At 57.5% G+C, this 2406-nt stretch carries 2 protein-coding genes; both read right to left on the minus strand.

From position 1 onward, the window contains the following. On the minus strand, window positions 1–704 hold a 704-nt coding region (locus CW742_RS10665; RefSeq protein WP_292420220.1), incomplete at its 3' end, for a queuosine precursor transporter. 55 nt (window positions 705–759) lie between these two features. Next, the gene (locus tag CW742_RS10670; RefSeq protein ID WP_292420223.1) at window positions 760–2001 is read right to left on the minus strand and encodes an SLC13 family permease; all 1242 of its coding nucleotides are present in this window, start codon (window positions 1999–2001) and stop codon (window positions 760–762) included. Between the last annotated feature and the right edge of the window lie 405 nt (window positions 2002–2406).

Below are 2406 nucleotides of genomic sequence, written 5' to 3' on the forward strand. Positions count from 1 at the left end.
TGCTTGTACCACACGAACCACGGGTTGTCGATAAACCCGATGATATTCTTGATCACGATCTGGCCGAGCATTAATGGGAGGATTGGCAGCACGCCCAGGAACGCGATGGTCACAAAGATGATCGAGTCGAGCGTGAGGGAGACTGCATCGCTCACGCTGGACCGGAGCCAGACGTACGGGTTGAGCATCGTGTGGTGCCGGAACGCAAGCTCGCGTTGTAAAAATCTCTTCTTCAGTGCGGAGAAAATACTGGCATCGATGGTGGAGCAGACAAGGAACGCGATCCAGCTGGCGAGCGTGATCCGGATGCTCATGGAGAAGATGTCCTGCCAGGCTGCTTCGTGCGTGAAGACCGCTGCGGGCGAGAGCGAGTTTACCATCAGGAAAAAGATCACGAGCAGCACCTGGCTGATGAAGACGATGGCGATCGCGGCATGGGTCATCGCCTTGCCGTACACTTCATTAATCATATCGATGACCTGCGCGATGAACGGGTAGAGCAGGACGGAGGCCGGGGCGGTAAAAACATAGATGCCAAGATCAAAGTCAACGACCCGTGCTGCAATGATCTGGGACGCGGCAAGGTACACAACGTAAAACCCGGTCAGGGCCGCAAAACCGTATTGCGGGTAGCGCCGCACGATCTGGACCGAGGCGTAGGTCACAATGGTGAGGCTGAGCAGCCAGCAGATCCAGACAAGCATTCCCGGGAATTTGTCGCGCGATGTAATGGAACTTACGACAGGGTTTGGAGCGTCCTCATCCCACTACCACAAGCCATCCCCAGTACACCATCACCTGCAGCACCGTGAGCGGAACCCCGATCTTCATAAATTCAAAAAATGTCAGCGTCTCGCCCTGCTTCTCCGCGTTCTGGATGATAATGACGTTGCTTGCCGCGCCGAGGATCGTGAGGTTGCCGGCAATCGTGCTCCCCGCTGCAAGCGCCATGAGCTGGGCCGTGCCGGCTCCGGCTTCGGTTACGATCGGCTGGAAGAGCGCAACGAACGGGACATTGGAGATGAACTGGCTGATGACCACGCTTGTTGCGAGCAGCGCCGGGATCGACGTGAGCATCCCGCCGCTGACAAGCGACTGGAAGAACCCGGTCTGCCAGACGCTATCCATGAGGACGAACATCGCGGCAAAGAAGACGAGCGTGTTCCAGTCGATCGATTTCACGATCTCAACGCGGCGGTGCGAGAAGAGTATGATGGGGAGTGCAGCGCCGATTGCGATCAGCGGGAGGGTTACAAGCATGGAGCCGGTGATGAGCGATGCGACAATATTGACCGCCGCGAGCAGCAGGATAATCGCGAGCGAAATTTTTGAAAGGAGCATGAGCCGGTCATCGCAGGCCGGGACCGGAAGTTCAGCGAACGTGCATTGGGCGAATTCATCGCGGTAGAACCACCGCAGGATTCCCCACGAAACCCCGAGGCAGATGAGCGTGGGTATCGCGAGCCAGACCACGAATGTAAGGAAGGGTGATGCCATGCCGGCGTTCAGCGCAACGAGCAGGTTCTGCGGGTTGCCGATCGGGCTCATCACGCTGCCGGTCGTGATGGCGATGGCAAGCGCGAGGAGCAGGAGTTTCGGGGAAATTTTTCGGCTCGCGGCAAGACCGAGCACGAGCGGCGTGCCGATGACCGCGAGCGTGTCGTTCATCAGGAGTGCAGAGAGGATTCCCATGCCAAAGAGAATGAAGAGGACGACCTGGTCCGGGTTCTTCGCCCGGGCAAAGAAGCGGTGGGCAATGCAGGAAAGGTAGCCGCTTACAACCATCGCCTCTCCGACAACAAACATACCGAACAGGAAAAGCATCACGCTGGGATCGATCGCGAAGAGTGCATCGGCAGGGGAGATCTGACCGGTGATGAGGACTGCGACAGCTCCTCCAAGCATGATCTGCCAGATCTTCAGGTTGAACCGGCCGACCTGCCGGACTGCGATGAGCAGGAATACTGCGGCAAGGACGAGGATGGGGAGGTAAGAGGACATGTAGTGTACCTGGTGGTTGAGAAGAGTTGGGGTGCGGGTGAATAATTATTGTGCGGGTTGTTGGGGACAATGTTCTTTGAAAAACCGGTTGGATGCAACGCATGTGATAGGTTGAGTCAAACATTTGATGCTATTGCGAGCCATCCCACCCCCTGATGGGGGTCGCTCGGGCGGCTCGTCGCCCCCTCGCCGGGCAGGTCGGTTTATGCATGAATTATGCCGTATTGAGGCCGCCGCGGGAGCGCCCCAGCGGGGAGGCAATCGTCGCATCAGCGAGGATTGCCTGGAGAAGGCATCAGCCTTCGACTGTGGCGGCAGGCATCATAACCGGGGGTATGGGGGCATCAGCCCCCATAATTTACTAAAAAAGAACTCAATTACCGCTCCACCTTCCAGTGCAACAAC

The sequence above is a fragment of the Methanoregula sp. genome, from assembly GCF_002835825.1.
Taxonomy (GTDB): Archaea; Halobacteriota; Methanomicrobia; order Methanomicrobiales; family Methanospirillaceae; genus Methanoregula.